The 20,916-nt window shown below is 43.2% G+C and carries 14 protein-coding genes; 7 read left to right on the forward strand and 7 right to left on the reverse strand.

Annotated features, from left to right (window positions below):
• Positions 1–130 precede the first annotated feature (130 nt).
• Both JGK36_RS04580 and JGK36_RS04585 read left to right on the forward strand, forming a co-directional pair.
• Positions 131–751, forward strand: coding sequence for a DUF3177 family protein (locus JGK36_RS04580; RefSeq protein ID WP_293183011.1), 621 nt, complete (start codon positions 131–133; stop codon positions 749–751).
• A 125-nt stretch (positions 752–876) separates the two neighbouring features.
• Positions 877–2,331, forward strand: coding sequence for a hypothetical protein (locus JGK36_RS04585; protein ID WP_293183013.1), 1,455 nt, complete (start codon positions 877–879; stop codon positions 2,329–2,331).
• On the opposite strand, the gene JGK36_RS04590 is transcribed toward JGK36_RS04585, so the two are convergent.
• Positions 2,264–5,725, reverse strand: a complete 3,462-nt coding sequence (locus JGK36_RS04590) for a response regulator (RefSeq protein WP_293196341.1) — start codon at positions 5,723–5,725, stop codon at positions 2,264–2,266. The genes JGK36_RS04585 and JGK36_RS04590 overlap by 68 nt on opposite strands.
• 873 nt (positions 5,726–6,598) lie before the next feature.
• Between JGK36_RS04590 and JGK36_RS04595 the strand changes: the two genes are divergently transcribed.
• The 3 genes from JGK36_RS04595 to JGK36_RS04605 all read left to right on the forward strand — a co-directional run bounded on the left by JGK36_RS04595 (position 6,599) and on the right by JGK36_RS04605 (position 8,305).
• The gene (locus tag JGK36_RS04595) at positions 6,599–6,745 is read left to right on the forward strand and encodes a hypothetical protein (RefSeq protein ID WP_293183019.1); all 147 of its coding nucleotides are present in this window, start codon (positions 6,599–6,601) and stop codon (positions 6,743–6,745) included.
• A 935-nt stretch (positions 6,746–7,680) separates the two neighbouring features.
• Complete coding sequence (locus tag JGK36_RS04600) at positions 7,681–7,962, forward strand: peptidoglycan-binding domain-containing protein (protein ID WP_293183021.1); 282 nt, start codon at positions 7,681–7,683, stop codon at positions 7,960–7,962.
• A 70-nt stretch (positions 7,963–8,032) separates the two neighbouring features.
• Positions 8,033–8,305, forward strand: coding sequence for a peptidoglycan-binding domain-containing protein (locus tag JGK36_RS04605; RefSeq protein WP_293183023.1), 273 nt, complete (start codon positions 8,033–8,035; stop codon positions 8,303–8,305).
• A gap of 446 nt (positions 8,306–8,751) precedes the next feature.
• On the opposite strand, the gene JGK36_RS04610 is transcribed toward JGK36_RS04605, so the two are convergent.
• From JGK36_RS04610 to JGK36_RS04620, 3 genes are all read right to left on the reverse strand, one after another.
• Positions 8,752–12,150, reverse strand: a complete 3,399-nt coding sequence (locus tag JGK36_RS04610; protein ID WP_293190614.1) for an ATP-binding protein — start codon at positions 12,148–12,150, stop codon at positions 8,752–8,754.
• Between the two features lie 358 nt (positions 12,151–12,508).
• A complete protein-coding gene (locus JGK36_RS04615; protein WP_293196343.1) occupies positions 12,509–15,784 on the reverse strand; it encodes a response regulator in 3,276 nt (1,091 codons plus the stop codon).
• A 120-nt stretch (positions 15,785–15,904) separates the two neighbouring features.
• The gene (locus JGK36_RS04620; protein WP_363319660.1) at positions 15,905–16,825 is read right to left on the reverse strand and encodes an aliphatic sulfonate ABC transporter substrate-binding protein; all 921 of its coding nucleotides are present in this window, start codon (positions 16,823–16,825) and stop codon (positions 15,905–15,907) included.
• Between the two features lie 460 nt (positions 16,826–17,285).
• Here JGK36_RS04620 and JGK36_RS04625 point away from each other — a divergent pair, with 460 nt between their 5' ends.
• Positions 17,286–17,585 carry a hypothetical protein gene (locus JGK36_RS04625; RefSeq protein WP_293151314.1) on the forward strand — a complete coding sequence of 100 codons (300 nt, stop codon included), beginning with the start codon at positions 17,286–17,288 and terminating at the stop codon, positions 17,583–17,585.
• A 179-nt stretch (positions 17,586–17,764) separates the two neighbouring features.
• Here the strand turns inward: JGK36_RS04625 and atpC are convergent, their stop codons facing one another.
• Positions 17,765–18,172 carry an ATP synthase F1 subunit epsilon gene (atpC, locus tag JGK36_RS04630; protein WP_293151311.1) on the reverse strand — a complete coding sequence of 136 codons (408 nt, stop codon included), beginning with the start codon at positions 18,170–18,172 and terminating at the stop codon, positions 17,765–17,767.
• A gap of 24 nt (positions 18,173–18,196) precedes the next feature.
• On the opposite strand from atpC, the gene JGK36_RS04635 reads away from it, so the two are divergent.
• Positions 18,197–18,529, forward strand: coding sequence for a hypothetical protein (locus JGK36_RS04635; RefSeq protein WP_293196345.1), 333 nt, complete (start codon positions 18,197–18,199; stop codon positions 18,527–18,529).
• Here JGK36_RS04635 and atpD read toward each other — a convergent pair.
• Positions 18,446–19,903 (reverse strand): F0F1 ATP synthase subunit beta, encoded by a 1,458-nt coding sequence (atpD, locus tag JGK36_RS04640; RefSeq protein WP_293183033.1) that lies wholly within the window; start codon positions 19,901–19,903, stop codon positions 18,446–18,448. The genes JGK36_RS04635 and atpD overlap by 84 nt on opposite strands.
• A gap of 126 nt (positions 19,904–20,029) precedes the next feature.
• On the reverse strand, positions 20,030–20,830 hold the full coding sequence (locus tag JGK36_RS04645; RefSeq protein WP_293190619.1) for a PEP-CTERM sorting domain-containing protein: 801 nt from the start codon (positions 20,828–20,830) through the stop codon (positions 20,030–20,032).
• Positions 20,831–20,916 lie beyond the last annotated feature (86 nt).

Consider the following 20,916-nt stretch of genomic DNA (forward strand, 5'->3'; position numbering starts at 1 on the left):
AAATATGTGTAAATTATTTAATTCACGATCCTAAGAAGACCTAAAAAGACCGCCGTCTTATCTCATCCCTGCTTTTTGAGCGCTTTTGTAGTAAAATCTGTCAGAAATAAGTAAGTATATTTTCCCAAAGATGTTTAGTCTTTTATTGGCAGCCACCGGGCCTTGGTTTCAACCACTTGTGTGGATGGATTACCGGTTGTCGGTGTTATTAACCATTTCGATCCCGCTGGTAGTGCTGATTTGGGCTGTTTTTGCTTCATCTGACGCGATCGCCCGTTTGTTGATGATTTATTGGCGGGTGGCGAGTTTGTTGGCAATTACACTTTACCTGATGATGGCTGCACTGCCTGTAAGCTTTGTGTCGTCGGTGATGGGGAGGGCATTGATTCCTGCTTGTCTGTGGTTTTGGGAAGATTTAAACGACGAAATTGCCGATCGACCGCAGTCGTCTTTAAAGCTGGCTTTTACAGCTTGGCGGTGGGCGATTACTGTTTACAGCGGTTTGGGCGCTCTAGCTCAAATTCCCTTCTTAACCTGTGCCTTTAAATCTCAAATACAAGTAATTGACGAACCTTTTTGCAGCGTTTGGTTTGACCCGCCTTGGCTGTACAAACAGATGTTTCATGCTAAAGCAAGCCCTCAATTTTTGGGATTTTTGGGTTTGACAGGTTTAGCAATTTATGTGGTTTACTTATCATACTTTGTCCTAATTAGATTGGGAAAACAAGGCAGATCTGCTACAGGGAATTAAGTTGATTTCAAGGAAGTATTTGCTTCCTAAATTCCTGTTAATCTCTTCAAAAAAACTCAGAAATAAAAAACGGGGCAAATTTACGGAAAAATAAAAACAATAAGAGGATGGTAGAAGTGGGTGTAATGTTAGTGGAAAAGACTGTGATTGATAGCAAAGAAGCATACTTACAATGCTTAGAAAAGCTGATTTGGGCGATCGCTCGCCTCAACGCAGAAGTCGAACCAACCGAACTAGCTCGGATTGCCGAACTTATAGTTCAGCCGATGACCGGGCCCTGGCGGTTTTTCCATACTCCCGAACATATTTTTGAGGTCGGGGGAAATCAAGATGCGATCGAGGTTTTGGCAGCTTTATTTCACGATATCGTCTACGTACAAGTCGATCACAGCATTAACTTTAACGTCAGCTACTACATCACTCCTGTTACCAAAGAGGTTAACAAACAGCTACGGATTCGGGAGCAATCTGAACTCCCTGCTGATGCTACCTTAGAAATGGTAATGCTCATATTCGGTTTTGTACCCGGAGAAGTGCTCAATCCCTTCGTCGGACAAAACGAATTTCTCAGCGCTTTAGTTGCAGCAAAATCTCTCGAACCATTTCTCAAGCGCGAGCAATTGCTTCAAATTGTCGCCTGCATAGAAGAAACAATTCCGTTTCGCTCCGCCGAGTGGGGAGTAACCCCAACTCGGCGCCTTTATGACCGCTTGCAAGCAATAACTAGCCTGTTTCACCTCAGTTTAACTGATGAGCAAATACGGGAAACCGTGAAAAAAGCTGTGCGAATTGCCAACCGGGATGTAATTAGTTTTGCTCACGAAAGTTCAGCCCATTTTTTGGCAAATACCTGGAATTTACTACCGGAAACTAATCACAATATTACCAGCTACGGTTTTTATACGGTTCGCGACTACCGAGTTGCTTTGCTGAAGATGGAGGGTTTTCTGACTTATCTCAAGCCCGAGGTGATTTTTCGGCAGTTTGAGGGAACCCCAGACGATCGCACATATCAGCGCTGGGAAACTACTGCTAGGTACAATCTCGAAATTTCCCAGCTTTATCTGGGGTGCAAACTGGCTGCTATCGCCCTACTGGAAGCTCTTTCTTCCGGTTTGGGACTCGATGTTTCTCTGGCCATGATGATGGGAGAACTGCCAGATAGAGCCGATAAAGGCATCCGTCTGGAAAGCTTTTTTCCTGAAATAGAGAAACCTCACCAACCTCAAACTCCTTTAGAAACAGAAGTATTCAATTTATTAGAAAATGGGCGGGCGAAAAGCAGTTCTAATACCGATTTGGAAAACTCCCCCCTAGCAACGTTTATGGTCAAAATTGTGGGATTTGACGAAATGCGCTATCAGTGCGATCGGGCTAAGCAATTTTTTAGGGCCAATCTGGAAGCCGATGACTTTATTACCGACTTTAACCCCATCGTTACAGAAATTGTCGTTGACTCAATTCTTAAGTTGTTTGAAACCCGCAAATCTACTATCTACCGATACTACGATATCACTTCTGAGTTAAAGTCCAAACCCCAGACCAATTTTCCGGTACGCCTCTCTCAATCAAATGATTGACTCGCTCCAAATATAGTGCAGCCGTTTTATCGTCAGGATTAACGGCTAAAACTTGATAAAAACAGATTTTAGCCGCCTTAAATTCGTGAGAGCGATAATGTTCTAAACCCCGTTCAAAATCAGTCTGAGTTTGTAACTTCATTTCCCTGAGCAACTCTGTTTCCCCATCGAGGACTTCATAGATAGAAATTGGCTGCTGTTTTCCCTTGACAATTACTCTATCTAAAAAACGGATTTGATACTGTTCGCGATCCGTCAAATTATCCAAAACTTTCTCGGAAATTATCAAAGATACTCCATATAACTTAGTGAGACTTTCCAGACGAGAGGCTAAATTGACATTATCCGAAAAAGCATCTCCCTGCATTCTCTCCGCTTCCCCAACTATACCCACCATCATGTGACCAAAATGCACTCCTACGCCGACTTGAATCGGTGGATATCCGCTGTGTATGCGATCGGCATTATATTCGTACACTTGTTGCAGTTTAGCGATTCCACCTTTGACAGCATCGTCAGCACCGTTGGGAAAAACAGCCATCATCCCATCTCCTAAATACTTGACAATAAAGCCGTGATGTTCTCTAATTTTTGGACTTACTTCTCGCAGGTAATCATTAACAAAGTCAAAGTTTTGCTGCGGAGTCATCGTTTCGGAAAGGGCAGTAAACGAGCGAATATCGCTAAACATGACTGCCATTTGTTTGCTGACATGATTCCCTAATTGGATATCCACAATGCTTTCTTTTTTCAAAAAGTCTAAGAAAGCATCGGGGAAAAATCGCCCGTAGGCGCTATTAGTTTGCGATAAATTGATGTGAGACTTAATTCTGGTTAACAGTTCGTCTTTCGAGAAGGGTTTAGTTAGATAGTCATTTGCTCCGAATTGAAATCCTGCTATTAAGTCTGATACTTGATTTTTGGCAGTTAGCATCACTACGGGCAACTCGTGAGATGGGTATTTCTCTCTGAGTTTAGCGCAGACTTCATAACCAGACATTCTGGGCATCATGATGTCGAGAATGATTAAGTCAAAATGCACCCCGCTTTCCAAGAGTGATAAGGCTTGTTCGCCGTTTAGTGCCTGAATGACACTGTAATTTTGTAGAGAAAGGTGATTGTTTAAAACTTGCAGGTTAATCGGATCGTCATCAACTATCAAAAGTTTAAATTTTTCGACTTCTAATAGCGCAGTGGCTTGCTTTACTGGATTCGGAGCGGGTTTAGGCACATTCCAATTGGAGGATAGATAAGTTTTATTTCTGTTGTTTTCTGATTCTGAATCCTGAATTGGCGATGCTAGCTGCCGATTTATTCCTGCTTCGCTAGGATGAATGGTTTCGGGAGAAAGAGGTAGGGTAAATGTGAAACGCGAACCGATGCCGATTTGGGATTCTGCGTATATTTTGCCGCCGTGGAGTTCGACAAATTGTTTGGAGAGTGTCAAACCTAAGCCTGTGCCTCCGTATTGCCTGACTGTGGAACCGTCGCCTTGTTCAAATGGTTCAAAAATGCGATCGAGATTCGCGACAGAAATTCCGATTCCTGTGTCGGAAACCGTGACAGCTATTTGAAAATCTGGGTTTGATGCTGGGAGATTTGACGGGGACACTCCCAGAGATGTTTTGCCGTCGGTATCTACAATTGCTGCTGATATTTTTACCGTGCCGGATTCCGTAAATTTAATCGCATTTCCAATTAAATTGTAGAAGATTTGTTGCAGGCGGTTTTCGTCGGCTAAAACTAATGGCAAATCTGAATCGATGGCATTAATTAATTCTAAATCTTTGCCAGCCGTTAAATGTTGACAAACGGTGAGAATCACTTCGACAATTGACCTCAATCCTACACTCTGAAGCTGCAATTCTAGTTTCTGATTTTTGAGTTGGGCAAAGTCGAGAATGTTGTCAACAAGTTCGTTGAGTCGCCTGCCACTGCTGGCAATCATTGAGAGGTTTTGTTGTTGAATTTCTGATAACGTTCCGGTGGCGCCGTCAATCATTGATTCGGCAATGCCGATCATTCCGTTAAGGGGAGTTCGGAATTCGTGGGAAGTGTTGGCTAAGAACTCGTCTTTGAGTTTGTCGAGTTGCTGCAATTCTTGATTCTGAGTTTCTAGGGTATTGAAGGATATTTGCAGTTGAGATGCCATGCTGGTAAAGGATTTGGCTAGCTGCCCTACTTCGTCGGTGCGATCGAGATCCAGCTCAACTTTGTGCTCCCATTCTCCTCCCGCAAGGTTTTTGGCTGCTGCGTTTAATCGGAGAATTGGCTTTGTGAGCGATCGCGCTGTCAAAGTTCCAATAATTATTGATAGAAATAGGGCAGCGATACAAAGTAAAATAGTGCTGCGGGTGTTGCTATTGATTTCATCCATGAAATCGTTTGCTGGAATTACTACCACCACCAACCAATCCAGTCCTACCTGGTCTTTATAGGACAGAATATGTACAAAATTAGATTGATTGTTAAGTTTAAATTGTAGCTTTTGTGGTGGTTCAACTAAGCTCAAGTTGAAACTACTAATTATGTGTTTTGCTGCCGATGCAGTTAAGGGATTTGTGCTATCAATTGCTGGCAAGCGTTGCAATTTGCCACTGGCGTCAGTAATGTACGGTTTTTCCTCCGTCGAACTGCCAACTATTGCGCCCGATCGCTCCATAATAAATACCTGACCCGATCGACTAATTTTGATTTTTCTAAGAAAATCGCTAATTTGACCCAAAAGAATATCGACTGCCATGATGCCACGAAAGTCGCCCTTCTTATCATAAAATGGCTGAGCCACCGTGATTCCCAAATCGCCTTGAAAAAATGTATAAATCGCAGTCCATATCGGTGATTCGGCTGCGGTTGCACCAATGTACCAAGGGCGAGTTCGCAAGTCATAAGTTGGTTCAAAACGCAACAGCTTCGTTCGATCGCCGAAAGCATCTAGCTCATAAAAAGAACGTCGGGGAAAGTTTTCTGTAATTCTGGTAACTAATTGACCAGATTCCTCTCGACTAACTCCAATAAACTGACCTTCTTTCGTCCCTAAATAGATTTGACGCACCGATGAAAATATTTTTACCTGCTGCCAAAAGGAGCGTTCAGTTTCTAGAAAATCTTCAGGTCTCAGTTTCCCAAGTTGAGCTGCACCTGCGTTGAGTTGGACAATATTATAAGGTTTTTCTAAGTAATGCGCGAGGTGTTCTTGAATGCGCCCACTGATTTCGCCCTGCAAGTTGTCTGCAAGTTTTTGAATTGCTTGTTGTCCATTTTTGAACGACAAATATCCAACTATACTGACTACGGCGAAAGTTTGCACGACGAATGGCAATGTCAACGCTAAACCGAGGGGCATAGTACCAGATATTTTTGCGATCGATCTACTAATTATTTTCACTAACATAATAAATAGTCTAACTTCTCAGAGATCCAGCCCAAATCCGCAGATTGTTGCATTTGAGCATAATTAGTAATTAGTTTCAGCTAATTGGCGATCGCGAATTCCGCGCAAATTAGCAATACTGGCTGCGTGATGTAATAAAAAGCACCGAGTCAAACATACGCAAATTCCCCAATTTAACGCATTGTACCTCATGATATAAATCTCCGCTACACAATTATTCCCTGCTACTTTACATAATTAAGTGCGGCCTCATAGAATGTCTAATTAAGTCAACCCTCAACCCTCAACTCTCAACATCCATCTGTTACATCCATTAAAATATATTAGCCAACTTCCTTTCTTGTGTCACTCATCTAAGCTACCTCAAACAAGCGTCACTAGAAAAAGCGACTGTTAAACCGCTTTTCCCCACAGCTACAACTGGGGAATAGCAAGTCTAGCAACTCGCAAACAACCAAGGTCAAATCAAAAAACCATCCAAAGCACAAACGCAATTCACATTAAATGACGTTGGGGCTGTTATTGTTACTTACTACCTGAAACTATGCCGTTATCCAAAATGAAAATATCCGCTAACTTCAGCGATGGTTGAATGCCAGCGGAGCTTGTTGGGCAATTACTGATAGAGCATTCAGCGGGCTTATTTCCCGCACCAATACTAGAAGTTTGTGACAACGGCAGATGAGCGAGGGAACACTCGACTATTGATAGCAGCGCATCTAAACTTTATCGCATCAAATCGCCAAATTATATTTGTTTTGCAACATAAATATTAATTTTGGCAGTCAACTATCGTTCGCAATTGAATTAATCATGTATAAATCTGATAACTTTTGTTACCGCCTAATTGTTGGCAGTTTAGCAGGATCGATTATGATTTCACTTACTTTTGGCATGACACTCTCTGTCATGGGCAAGGAAATCCCTCCGCTTTTTGTTGTGATTGGCAGTAATGCGATCGGCGCCATCTCCGGTCTGCTAGCTCCTTCACCTTCAGAAAAAGAAGCAGAAAAAAAATAGGTTGTTTGTGCAGCAAGTCTATTCAACCTTACTGACTAGGTAAGTAGTTGCGCTTCAGCGCGCTCTTTATAAGACAATACAGTTGACTTAAGAAAAATCTGACTTGCCCAAAATGGCTATATTGCCAGAAAATCGTCAGATTAAATTCATCAAAAGCATTAAGTAAACCGTATTGAAATACAATCCACTCCATCAAGAGAAGAGTTTTGAACCACAGAGGGCGCAGAGGGCGCAGAGGGCGCAGAGTATTGCGAGGGTTTTGGATGTCGTAAAAAAACCTTTTATCCCTCCCCTCTCTGTGTTCTCTGTGTTCTCTGTGGTAAAATATTCTTAATATCTACTTCACCTCTTTATAATCCAAAAATCGTCAGATGAAATTCATCAAAAGCGTTAAGTAAACCGTATTGCTTTATAAGATTAGGAAAGAGCGCGATGAAGCGCAACTACATACCTTGGCTCAAGTGCGCCATATCGAGAAAATCCCCAGATCTTAATAGTTGGGGATTTTCGTATTTGAATATGTCATTAAAAAATAGTTGCGAGTAGCGATACTTAAGCTAATTTGAACCAAAAAATCCCGATATTATCTTCGTCAATATAAAATATTTTTTTATATGAAATAACCAAGCACTATCTCAATACGCTAAAGAATTGGTTGAAAGCCTCTCTCTTTGGCGTAGAAATTAAAATCAGACGATTCATTACTCCAATCCTCGGACTTCTAGGTAGAGGTCGCTATCCCAGGTCAACTGTCAACTGTCAACTGTCAACTGTCAACTGTCAACTGAACGAACCTCGTTTCTTCTGTCACTCATCTGAGCTACCTCAAACAAGCGTCACTGAAAAAAGCGACTGTTAAAGCACTTTCCACCACAGCTACAACTAGGGAATAGCAGGTTCAAACAACTTGCAAACCACTAATCCCCAATAAAACCATGCAAACCACAAACGAAATTCACGCTCAATTACCGATGTGCTCTTCCTTGCCCACACTGCGACGAAATGATAGCAGCCCTGCCGCCAATAAAGACGTGCGCTATCTCCAACAATCCTTAGTTAAAAAAGGATATCCCGTAGCAACTGATGGATTCTTCGGCGCCAAAACCGAACAAGCAGTCATCAATTTTCAAAAGAAAAATAAGATTACTGTTGATGGCATTGTTGGCCAGCAAACTTGGACGAAATTAGGCGCTTGCGTTAGCGAACCTCCTTGTTAAATCACTGCCAACATTTGCCCGCACTTCTTTGTCGATCGCAACTTGCAAACAATAAATGGAGAATCCAACCATGCAAACCACAAACGCAACTCGCCTTGAATTACCTTCCTGCCGTTATTTTCCCCTACTCCAACGCAACGATGCTGTCACCCAAAATGAGGATGTCCGCTACCTCCAACGAGTTTTAAATGTCAGTGGAGCTTCCCTAGATACTGATGGATCGTTCGGCGCGAAAACCCAACAAGCAGTCATCAGTTTTCAACAGCAACAAAAAATCGCTGCTGATGGCATTGTCGGCCCAAAAACTTGGAATAAATTGGGCGTTTGTACAACTATATTTTAAAGTTTGTACTACCATATTTTAAACAGAGTAGGGCGTGCCGTGCGCGCCCTATCTTTTATAGCAACCGCGCCCGATGCTGAGGACGTTTTTAATTGCTGACACCAATGCGATCGATTCGGGAGCATCTCATTTTTGAAAAAAGCATTTTTTATTATAGTGCTGTCCCCGCTCAAAAAAGGATCGTAGTACGGACTTCAGTCCGCTCTTTAAAAAATGCTTCTTGCAAAACTGAGATGCTCCCAACTAAAGTCTTCTTCCCGAATCCCTGTTTTTACCAGAAGAGCAAAGCCGAAGCGAACCCTCTTCCTTAGGAGCGCGAATTAAATAATTTACACATATTTGTGGGATGGGCGTCCCGCCCGTCCAGAAAAGACGGGCGGGACGCCCATCCCACAAGAACAATAAAAATTGTAAGTTATTTAATTCTCCTTCCTTAGAAAAGCTGCCTACTTTTCCGCCCCGTCTTCCACCCCAGACCACCCCTCGGGTACTCCATACATTCGATACTTGCGAGAGCGCTTGAAATATAGCGTTGCTACCAGATCCTCAGGATTGATTTCTAAAATATTCTCAAATACTTTTTGAGCAGCAACAAATTTTTTCTGGTAGTAAAAATTGAGAGCTTCTTGAAAAATCTCCGCAGTTTGCTGTTTGAGGAGAATGCTTTGTTCTGTTTCTGCATCATAAATTTCAAATACCGACACAGCAGTTGTCTTTCCTTTCACCGTTACTCGATCGACAAATCTGTAGTTGTATGTTTCTGAATCGTCCAGGCGATCGATAATTTCACCGCTAACGAGAATTCCAGAGCCGTAAACCTTAGTCAATCCTTCCAAACGAGACGCGAGATTCACCGCATCAGAAATCACGGTACTTTCCATCCGTTCTCGCTCGCCAATTGTACCCAACATCAAATTGCCCGCGTGCAAACCAATGCCGATCGCGATCGGCAACAAGCCGTTTTGTTCTCGCTGCTCGTTGTAGATACTCAATTCTTTTTGCATATCAATTGCTGCTCGCACACCATCTGATGGAGATGTCGGAAACAAAGCCATGACTGCATCGCCAATATATTTGTTGATAAACCCGTTGTTTTCCCTGATTGCAGGACTCACCCTTCCCAAGTAACTATTAATAAATGCAAAGTTTTCGGCTGGTGTCATCTGTTCTGAAAGTACCGTAAAAGAGCGAATATCAGCAAAAAGTACAGTCATATTCTTTTCCTGATTGTCGCCTAATTTGACTTCAATAATACTCGGTCTTTCAAGCAAATCTAAAAAATCATGCGGCACAAACTTGCCGTAAGCTGCATTCAGTTTTGCCATACTAATTTGCGTCTTGATTCTGGCTAACAATTCCTTTTTGATAAAAGGTTTAGTTATATAATCATTCGCTTCTGAGTTAAAAGCTTCTACCAAGTCACTCGTTTGATTTTTGGCCGTCACCATCAGAATTGGTATTTCTAAAGGTGAGTATTGTTGGCGAACTGCTCGACAGACTTCATAACCAGTCATCTGCGGCATCATTACGTCGAGTAAAATCAAGTCTGGCTTAAATCCTGATTCAATCAGATTTAAAGCTTCTCTGCCGTTGATCGCTTGAGCGATCGCATAGTTTTCCAGAGCGAGATTATTGATAATGACCTGAATGTTAATTGGTTCATCATCGACCACTAAAACTTTTACTTTTTCACCTTCTTCTATCAAGTCCCTTTTGGTTAAGATAGTAGAATTTACTAGAGATGATTCGGAGTCTAATTCAGGAGCAAGCAAAATCTCCTCGCCCTCGGTTAAACCAGGCTGTTTGCTGTTAATTTCCGGCTGACTCTCTGAGACTGGTAAAGTAAAAATAAATTGGGAACCTACGCCTACACTTGAAGATACCGAGATTTTACCGCCGTGTAATTCCACTAATTTCTTGGCAACAGTTAACCCTAAACCCGTCCCACCATATTCTCTAGCAGTGGAACCGTCAGCTTGTTCAAATGATTCAAAAATTTGCTCTAATTTATTTTCGGGGATGCCAATGCCTGTGTCGGATACAGTAATCGCCAATTGGGGATTAGGTGATGATTCTTCAGGGCTCGTTATCAATGCTGCTGAAATCTCAACTGTGCCGCTTTCAGTGAATTTAATCGCGTTGCCGATTAAGTTATAAAGTATTTGCTCCAAACGATTCTCGTCGGCTGCTATTGGTGGCAATTCCGGAGCAACTGAGTTAATCAATTGCAATTTTTTTGTGCCTACCAATGGCTGACATAATTTGAGAATCACAAAGACGATTTCTCGGAGGTTGACTGACTTAGTTTGCAGTTCAAGACTTTTGTGTTTGAGCTGAGAAAAGTCGAGGATATCGTTTATTAAAGAAGCCAATCTTTTTCCTGACGATGCAATCAAAGCTAAGTTGAAATTGGTCGTTTCTGGCAGTTTTCCGGTAGCACCGTCTATCAAAGATTCTGCAATCCCAATAATGCCGTTGAGGGGAGTGCGGAGTTCGTGGGAAGTATTGGCTAAGAATTCGTCTTTCAGTTTGTCCAGTTGCTGCAATTGGGTATTTTTAGTTTCTAAGGCACTAAAAGATGTTTGCAGTTGTGCTGCCATGCTGTTAAAAGCAGTAGCAAGCACGCCCAACTCGTCGGAACGATCGAGCTTGACAGTTCTGTCAAATTGTCCTTGAGACAAATCTATTGCTGCATCTTTTAATTTTAAAATTGGTTTGGTAATCCAGCGAGAAGTGCAAATTCCGATCGCAGTAGCTACAGCCAAAGCTGCCAGACATAGCAAGATTGTAGTTCTATTGCCGGCATTTATTTGTTCCATAAAATCGGCTTCTGGAACGACGACGACAATGAGCCAATCTAAACCTTTGCCATCTTGGAATGGCATAACTTTTAAAAATTGCTGCTTCCCGTTGATTTCAAAATGGATTAGTTTCGATTCGGTAATTTGCTGCAAGTCTTGAAAGTGACTTTCTAAGTATTTAGCTGTACTCTGGGTTACGATATCGCTGCTTTCTTTGACTTGAAACTGTTGTTTTTTACCGTTTTTGTTGCGGAAAGGTTTTTCTGGGGTGGAAGTTGCCAGCAGCGTTCCCTTTCTTTCGATAATAAAAGTTTGACCGGATTTGCCTATTTTGAGGCTGTTTAAAAATTCACTGATACTGTCCAGACGTAAAGCAGTAATTAATACTCCGTCTAGCTGTTTCTGGTTGTTGTAAACTGGTTGCAGCGCGCTGAGGAGCAGTGTGGGTTCTAGCGAGGAGACATCCACTGAACTCCAAGTGGTTTTGCCTGCTACAGAGGCATCTTTGTATAAAGGGTTCTGTCGGATGTCGAAGTTTTTGATGGTGGCTGCTATTTTTGTGCGATCGCCCGTATCATTAGTATTGTAGGAATAAAAATTAAATTTGGTAGACGGGCCGGAGGCGTTAATCAATAAAGTCCCATTCGACATCTTTTCGCCAGTGCGGTATTCTCCATTGCGATTGGCGAATGAGGTAAAATTGATATAAGGATATAATTGCACTTGCCGCCACAGATACTTTTCCCAAGCTGGCAAGTCTTTGATGTTCACAAAACCCAACTTCAGTGCATCCAGCTTGCTTTGATTGATCTGGTGCGGAGTTTGCAAATAAGTTATCAAATTTTGCTCAATGCGATTGCTCACTTCCCCCATTAACTGATCTGCAAGATCGTTCACGGCTTTTTGAGAGTTCTTAAATGATAAATATCCCACAATTCCCACTGCCGCAAATACTTGCAAGACAAACGGAACTATGAGTACAGTTTGCAGCGTCGTTTTTCCTGAAAGTTTGGCAGCTAAGCGATTGAGAGAAAAAGTTGACATAACATTAATTTAGATTAAAAGACACGGTTTATACTCGGAGGGAAGCTACACCACTGTTAAGTATTGTAAACCTTGTTGTAGTTGAACAAAAGTTACACAATAACAGCCTGATTCTAGGTTGTTTCCTGAATCGCTGTCAAACCTGAGATTTTTTATAGAAACCAGGTTTTTTTTCGCATAGCTTTACGCATTATATTCGATTATGAAGTCAAACCTAGCGAACTCTACAGCGGATTTTCGGGGAAATTCCCCATTTTGGGTCTTCAGGCTTCGGTATGAATATATTATGACTGAGACTAGCTCCAGAAAAATCGATGAAGACCTGAAAATTTCTGACTTCAGATTGATGCTACTTTTACTACTTTTCATCCAAACATTCTATCCCCGACCATCCTTCTGGAACTCCATACATTTGATGTTTCAGAGAGCGCTGGCAGTAGATTGCTGCCAACTTATCTTGAGGATTTGTTTCGCAAATATTCTTAAAGATTTTTTGCGCTTTAGGAAAATTTTGCTCGACATAAAGCTGTATACCTTGTTGAAATACAGCAGCAGTTTCCTGTTTTAGCTGAATGCTTTGTTCTGTTTCTGCATCATAAATTTCAAACACCGACACGGCAGATGTTTTCCCTTTTACGGTGACTCGATCGACAAATCGGCACAGATATTGCGATCGATCGCCCAAACGCTCTAAAATTGATTCAGTAACGAGAATTCCAGAGCCGTAAACCTTAGTCAATCCTTCCAAACGAGACGCGAGATTCACCGCATCAGCAATCACGGTACTCTCCATCCGTTCTTCTTCGCCAATCGTACCCAGCATTAAAGTGCCCGCGTGCAAACCAATACCGATCGTAATTGGTGCGTAATCCCTTGTTTGTCGGCGATCGTTGAAAAGAATAACTTGTTTTTGCATTTCCACTGCCGCGCGAACAGCATCATCTGCCGACTCAGGAAATAGTGCCATAATCGCATCGCCAATATATTTATCAATGAAACCTTTGTGATCGCGAATTACCGGACTGACTCGACTGAGGTAGCTGTTGAGAAAATTAAAATTTTCTTGGGGAGTCATAGCTTCGGAGATAGTTGTAAAGGAGCGAATATCAGAAAATAAAACTGTCATTTCTTTCTGGATTTGATCGCCTAGTTGAACATCAACAATACTTTCGTGTCCCAAAAATCGCAGAAAGTCGTGGGGCACAAATCTACCATAAGCTGCATTGATTTTTGTGAGACGGATGTGAGTTTTGATTCGAGCTAGCAATTCATTTTTGAGAAAAGGTTTAGTTAAAAAATCATTGGCTCCTGCATTGAAACCTTGCACTAAGTCAGATACTTGATTTTTCGCGGTTAGCATGACGATTGGCAATTCGCTAGCCGTGAATTTCTCCCTGACTTTATCGCAAACTTCGTAACCAGTCATCCGTGGCATCATGATATCTAGCAATATTAGATCGGGTTTGTAGCCTCTCTCGATAAGAGCTAAAGCTTCTCTACCGCTGCTAGCTTCGGCAATTGTATAATTTTCAAGAAGTAGATTGTTAGTTAATACCTGAATATTTACAGGTTCGTCATCTACAATCAAAATTTTTACTTTGTTGTTTTTCAAAGAACATTTAATAGCACTCGAACTGTTATTGTTAAAACTTGGTGGAGCAGCTTCATTAATTATCAACTTGCGCTCTTCTGTTCTCGAAACTAAAGAATGTCGAGCAGTTGCTGGCAACTGCTTGTCATCGAGATATTGATTTTTAGAAATTGGCAAACTAAAGGTAAACTGGGAACCAACACCGAGTTCTGAAGATACTTGAATTTCGCCACCGTGCAGCTCGACTAACTGCTTTGTAACTGCCAAACCTAAACCAGTTCCTCCGTGTTCTCTAGCAGTGGAGCCGTCTGCTTGTTCAAAGGATTCAAAAATTCGTTCTAACTTATCTTCAGCAATGCCAATTCCCGTATCGGATACGGTAATTTGCAGTTTTGACCTGACAATTAAAGATAGAAGCTGGCTCGTTACTGAACTTTCTTTTTTTGCCAACTGCGACGATTCCAAGCCGATCGCATTCGCCGAAATTTCTACAGTACCATTGTCGGTAAATTTAATCGCATTGCCGATCAAGTTGTAAAGAATTTGTTGCACCCGATTTTCGTCGGCATCCACCAGGGGAATGTCGGGAGTGACTGAATTAATCAACTGCAAGTTTTTTGTGCCAATTAGAGGTTGAGAAAGAGTTACTACGATATCGACAATTTCTCGAATGCCGACGGGCTTGATTTGCAGTTCAATATTTTTGTGTCTCAGCTTGGAGAAATCGAGAATGTCGTTGATGAGATTTGACAGTCTTCTGCCACTAGATGCAATAATTTCTAGATTGGAAATAGTCAGTGCTGGTAATTGTCCTGTAGCACCATCGATCAAAGATTCTGTTAAACCGATAATGCCGTTTAGTGGGGTGCGGAGTTCGTGAGAAGTATTGGCTAAAAATTCGTCTTTGAGTTTGTCAAGTCGCTGCAATTGAGCATTTTGATGCTCTAATTTTGTGAAAGATACTTCCAATTGACCGGCCATGCTGTTGAAGGCATTAGCTAATTTTCCTAGTTCGTTAGATGAGGCAATATTTACCCGAGTTTCCAATATGCCGCTAGTCATTTGAGTAGCTGCGGATGTTAGAGATTTTAAAGGATTTGTGAGCGATCGCGCAAAAGCGACTCCCAAGCCCACGGCGGCGAGGGCGCTGACGGCGGTAACTGCACCCATGACGTAGATGAGCGATCGCACGGGAGCGTAAGCTTCGGCTGTAGGTAGCTCTACAACCACCATCCACTGTACCCGACGGACGATCGCACCCGTTCCCATGACTTCTTCCCCGTGCCAGCCTCGATAAACCAGCGGAGATTGCATTCCCGAAGCTAAAGCTAATTTCGATAACTCTCCCACAAACGATCGCCCTTTCAAATCTGGGAGTAAATACGGATTAACCTTGTTTCCTGTTTCCGAAATCAGCACCGAGCGGTTGTCGATAACATAGCTGTATCCAGTTTTTCCAACTTGCGATCGGGCTGCAATTTGAATTAAAAAGTTTAGACTTACTCTGGCAAATAATACTCCAGCAATTTTATTTTTACTGTCACGAATAGGTACGGCTAAATTAACAACATTAACCGTTGTCTTCATATCGACATCTACCGAGCTAACATAATTTTGAGCCTGTCGAAACGTCTCCCAAAATAGAGGCGCATCTCCCGAAATACCTGCTAAACTTAAGCTAGATGTAGAGTATGATTCGTAAGGCGACATTACTTGTACGACTTGACCTTTACTGTTTAAAATTCCCACCACTTCGTAGGCGCTGTTGCTATTGATTAATCCTTCAAGAATGCTGCGCTGAGTTTCAGTATTAAATTCTGTTAGGCCACGCAATTCTGACAAATAATTAAGTTGGCGCTGCAAGTTATCCAGATAAGCGCTAATTTGGGCGGCCGCAGCTTGCGATCGCTCGTACTGAAGCTGTTTTGTCTGTTCTATTTGTCCCCGAAAGCTGAGGTAAGCTAACGTACTCCCTGCCATCAATACGCTTGCCACAACAATCGAGACAAAACCATAACGCAGTTGATTGGCAATTGAGGACATTTGATTCTGCTACTTAACAGTTTTAACTCTCTTTCTCTAGGATACACCTAATTTCATTTTTCGTAGCGCTGCTACAATCGCCACCTTTAATTTATCGTTACCTTTGGCTAACTTGTGGTTTTATAAATCTAATTTTTGTTTCCAGATCCGATCTTCAATCCAAATTCGATCCGGCAGGAGTCCCAACCTAAAGAAAATTTCAGCAATGCGTTGTTGTTCTTCAACTGCCCTATCTTGAATTGGTAACAAATCGTAGGTACGGCTTTTAGTTAAACTTCTAGCTGTGGTTTTTTTCATTCCGGTTCGAGCGGTAATAAAGTCTACTGCTCGCTCGGGATTTTTAGTTATCCAATTAGCCATCTGTCGCGTTTCTCCCATGACTGTTTTAACAATATCGGGAAAGTCGCTAGCAAAAGAGCGACTTGCCAAATAGAAGTTTCTGTCATTGATCAGTTGCTCGCTATCAGTCAGGAAATGAGCAGGCATGGTTTCCTGTAACTTAGCTAAAAACGGCTGCCAAACCGCCCAAGCATCAACTTCGCCTCTCAGAAATGCTTCCTGAGCTTTTGGCGGAGACAAATCGACTAATTCGGCATTTTTTAACTTCAATCCGCCTTGAGTTAACGCCCGAATTAACAAATAGTGAGCTGATGTTTTCCGAGTGGCTGCTATTTTCTTGCCTTTAAGATCTGCGAGAGTCCGAATAGGAGAATTTTCAGGAACTATGATGCCAATGCTGCCAGGTAAAGCTGAATCATTAGCAATATAAACGAAAGGTATGCCCTCTGATTGGGCAAAAATTGGCGGCGTAACTCCTGCATAACCCAGATCGATTTTTCCTTGTCCTATTGCTTTTAAAATTGGTGGCCCTGTGACAAATTCCGTCCATTCTACAGACCATCCCATTTTTGCTAAACGGGTTTCCAAAGATCCTTTAGCTTTGAGATAAAACAGGGATCCGAAAGGCTGATGGCCGATTCTTACTATTTTTGTTAAGTTTGAGAATGAGTTTGTTTTTTTTGCTGTAAAGCTATTTATCAGATCGGAGTTGCAACTTGCTACAGTTAAACTCAAGCAAAAAAATAGTATAAATAGCAGCGAATATTTCCAAGCCAAATGCTGTTTAATATTTTGAATCAAAAACGATAATTGAAACCTCGGCTTTTTGTGGCTCATAAAATATCGTCGAAGTAGGTTGTGCAGGAGTAATATTTTCCAGATGTTTTTGACAATACTTATATTACAATACGGTTCAGTTAACAATCTAATTGCTTTGCGCGCAGATAAATTCATTGAGAAGCACCATAGTCTTTGCGATTGCTTCGCTAAGAGCTCGCAATGACATACTTCGCTAACCCAAGCGTATTGACTTATATTATGTCCGCTGATTTCCGGGTGTTAAAAAAGGTAGAATTAAATATAAAATTTTGGCTGGCTGTCTCTGAAATTAGCGACCAAATTAAGCTATATTATAGCAGATTTCAGGAATGTGAGATTTGCTATGGCTGACTCTATTGCTCGCCGTTTGGAACAATACACGATCGCCCGATCGCACGAAGTGTTAATCGTGAAGGCCGAAATAGACGGCGAATTCGACGAAATTGCTATTTTTAAAGGGTTTTCTAGCTCCCTGGTGCGATCGACCGCGAGCGATCCAGAAGTGCCAGTTTTGCCGGAGACAGCAAAGATTGTTAGTGTCGATCGGCTCTATAGTCCCTACAATCCAAATAACCCCCGCTATATCGAGCAAGGGCTATCTTGGGAAACAATGCAATTTCTCTTGTCCGAAGCCGGAGTTTAGAAGACCGGGCGGTTTCAACCGCCGTCTATACAAGAACACCGGGCGGTTGAAACCGCGTCTATACAAACAAAACCCTTCTAGTGCGGGTTGAAGAACTGGCGGTTAACATTACGTTATTTTCTTCAGTCCGCGGAGGCGGACTTTGTTTTTGTAGGCGCGGTTTCAACCGTACGTCTTATCTAAATCGTGCCGCCGGCCGCTTGAAAACGAGCTCTCGCGCGTTTGATTGCTTGCTTAGCTTGAATTTGCTCTTGCAAAGTGCCACTAGCAGAGCTTTCCAAACGAGCTTCTGCTTCGGTGTAAGCAGTACGAGCAGCTTCTTTATCAATCGTTTCGCCTTTCTCAGCGCCGTTGACAAGGATAGTTACTTGGTTTTCTTGGATTTCTGCAAAGCCGCCCATCAGAGCAATAGACACCCATTCCTTACCAGGACGGACGCGCATCACTCCGGTATCCAAAGCAGTCAACATCGGAGCGTGACCGGTCAAGATACCCAATTGGCCTGTCGTGCTTGGCAGAATTACTTCTTCAGCATTAGAATCCCAAACAGTTTTGTCTGGGGCCACTACGCGCACAGTTAATGTCATAAATAGGTAATTGGGAATTGGGAATTGGGAATTGGGAATTGGGAGTTGGGAATTGAGAATTGGGAATTGGGAATTGGGAATTGGGAATTGGGCATTGGGCATTGGGAATTGGGAATTGGGAATTGGGAATTGGGCATTGGGAATGAGTTATTTGTCAGTTCCAATAACTCATTACCCATTACCTATTACCCATTACCTATTACCCATTACCTATTACCTATTACCTATTACCAATTACCAATTACCCATTACCCATTACCCATTCCCTACTTTCTACTTAGCGTCAGCCTTCATTTTTTCAGCTTTGGCGATCGCTTCGTTGATATCGCCAACCAAATAGAAAGCTTGTTCAGGTAACTCATCAAGTTCGCCACCCAAAATCATTTGGAAGCCCTTAATGGTATCAGCCAACTTGACGTACTTACCGGGGGAACCGGTGAACACTTCTGCTACAAAGAACGGTTGAGACAAGAAGCGTTCAATTTTGCGAGCGCGAGAAACAGTCAAGCGGTCATCTTCCGACAGCTCGTCCAAACCCAAAATCGCAATAATATCTTGCAATTCCTTGTAGCGTTGCAAAATAGACTGCACCTGACGCGCAACACCATAGTGTTCTTCGCCTACAATGCTAATTTGCAACATTGTGGAGGTAGATTCCAGGGGATCAACAGCCGGATAAATACCCTTCGCAGCCAAACCGCGAGACAACAAAGTTGTAGCGTCTAAGTGAGCAAAAGTCGTAGCCGGCGCTGGATCAGTGAAGTCATCCGCAGGTACGTACACAGCTTGAACCGAAGTAATCGAACCTTCGGTAGTCGAAGTAATCCGTTCTTGCAAGTCGCCCATGTCTGTACCGAGAGTCGGCTGATATCCCACAGCCGAAGGCATCCGACCCAACAAAGCCGATACCTCAGATCCCGCTTGTACGAACCGGAAGATGTTGTCAATGAACAAGAGTACGTCTTGCTTGCTGACATCGCGGAAGTATTCGGCCATCGCTAGAGCCGACAGGCCCACGCGCATCCGAGCACCTGGTGGCTCGTTCATTTGACCGTATACTAGGGCAATTTTCGATTTGCTGCGGTCTTTTTCGTCAATAACCCCAGACTCGATCATTTCTTTGTAAAGGTCATTACCTTCACGGGTGCGCTCGCCCACACCGCCAAACACGGACACGCCGCCGTGAGCCTTGGCGATGTTGTTCACGAGTTCCATCATGATCACGGTTTTGCCGACGCCTGCGCCGCCGAACAAACCGATTTTGCCACCGCGACGGTAGGGAGCCAGGAGGTCGATGACCTTGATCCCTGTTTCAAACACCGAAGGCTTGGTTTCTAGTTCGGTGAAAGCCGGCGGCTGGCGGTGGATGGGCATACTTTCGGAAGTATTGACCGGGCCGAGGTTGTCTACGGGTTCGCCGATGACGTTAAAAATACGGCCGAGAGTCGGGATTCCGACGGGAACTTGGATCGCTTCCCCGGTATCTAATACTTCCATACCGCGCATTAAGCCGTCGGTGGTACTCATGGAAACTGCACGCACTTGGCTGTCTCCGAGGAGTTGCTGAACTTCGCAGGTAACAGAAATGTCTTGACCTGCTTCGTTTTTGCCGGCGATCGTAATAGCGTTATAGATTTGGGGCAGTTTGCCGCCTGGGAATTTTACGTCTACAACTGGCCCGATGATTTGGGTGATGTAGCCTACGTTCGTTTTTGTTGCGGTGGATACCATGAATAGTGCCTTTGTTAGGATTCTATTTTTCCCGTTGTGGAAAAAGTCTTAACATTTAGAAATGCTATTTCTCAGAGTACCACTGAACAGACTCACTATTTAGATTTGTATGGGGATGCTTAAGAGTCATTTTTTTGGTTGCTGCTGTCGCTTTTTTTTGCCGCGAGCCGCCGCCAAAGCCCCGATCCCCAGCATGGTGCCGAACACTGTCACAGGCTCGGGTGCTAGCTCGGCGGAGACGGTGAAGTCTTGGAAGTCGCGATCGTTTCCTCCTCCGGCATCGTCGAAGGAGATTTTGCTTCCCTGAGCCAGTTGGGCCATTGTGAGCGATGAATATTGTTCTGGGCCTTTACCGCCGTTGATACTTGTAAATGAGTCGGGGGAGCGGGGGTTGAGCCCAAATTCGCCAAATACGGCTTGCTGACATCCGGCCACCACACAGTCATCTCTGCGAAACTGGGTGTTGGCGGCAAACCATTCGGGGCTGTTCATGAAGGTGCTGCTGGAGGCGTACTGCTCGAATTGTTTGCCACTGCCGCTGTCACTCCAGAGCAGCAGGGCATAAACTTGATCCTGCAAAAAGGTGAAGGTTTGAGTTGGGGAGCCGTTGTTCGATCCCACGGAGTTGCCGAAGGTTCCTTTCCATTCATCGGCGTTCCCGTTATCTGAGGGTTTGAACTCGTAAAACAGTCGGGTGATGTTGCTGTAGCCATTGGCTCCTGTCTGAGCTTGGGCTACCCACAAGCTAGACTGGTAAGCGCCGTGAGATTGGTCGAATGTAAAGTTGATATTGGTATCTCGATCGAACTGGATGCCAGTGCTGCCAAACATGAAAGCTCGGGCGGGCGTGCAGATGCTGAGCAAGATTGTGGTTGCCAAGCTGGCGACTGTAAAAGATGTTTTTTTGACTAGCGTTAAGGTAGTCATAACCCTGATTCCTCCAATATTGTTAGTTAGTAAGCTGGTCAATGCTATCTTGTCAAGACAGGAATAGACGATCGCGACCCTCGGAT

It is taken from the genome of Microcoleus sp. PH2017_35_SFW_U_B (assembly GCF_020737865.1).
In the GTDB taxonomy this organism is placed as follows: domain Bacteria; phylum Cyanobacteriota; class Cyanobacteriia; order Cyanobacteriales; family Microcoleaceae; genus Microcoleus.